The sequence below is a fragment of the Paenibacillus rhizoplanae genome (assembly GCF_042684125.1).
GTDB classification, from domain to species: domain Bacteria; phylum Bacillota; class Bacilli; order Paenibacillales; family Paenibacillaceae; genus Paenibacillus_AQ; species Paenibacillus_AQ rhizoplanae.
Genome location: NZ_JBHUKY010000064.1, coordinates 121,651 through 122,174, shown reverse-complemented (window position 1 = coordinate 122,174; position 524 = coordinate 121,651). Strand labels below are relative to the sequence as shown.

At 61.6% G+C, this 524-nt stretch carries 1 protein-coding gene; it reads left to right on the top strand.

The annotated features are described in order from the left end of the window. On the top strand, positions 1 to 524 hold a 524-nt coding region (locus ACFSX3_RS26240; protein ID WP_379313448.1), incomplete at both ends, for an AMP-binding protein.

Sequence of the window (524 nt, the reverse complement as noted above, 5' to 3'; positions counted from 1 at the left end):
CGAGCTATACGTTCGACGTGTCGTTGACGGAACTGTTCGGATGGATACCGGGCGGAGGGAAAGTGGTGGTGGCAGCGCCGGGCGCCGAGAGAGATCCAGGGGAGTTGCTCCAAGTCATTGGGGATAACCGGGTGACGCATGTCAACTTTGTTCCTTCCATGCTGCAGCTGTTCATGGCGGAGGCGGAAAGGAGCGGGGGGGCGGCTCTATCATTGCAATACCTGTTTGTCGCGGGCGAAGCGTTGCCGACGGAGATGGCTTGGCGAGCATGCGAGCAGTGGCCGCATGCCCGAATCGAGAACATCTACGGGCCGACGGAGGCCACCATTTACGCGACGCAAGAGGCGGTAACTCGGCAAACGGAGAAGGTTGGAATCGGCAAGCCGCTGCCGAACGTTCGCACGTATGTCGTCGACCGGTCGAACAAGCCGCAGCCGATCGGGGTGCCAGGGGAGCTGTGCATCGCAGGAGACGGCTTGGCGCGCGGATACATGAACCGTCCGGAACTGACGGCGGAGAAGTTC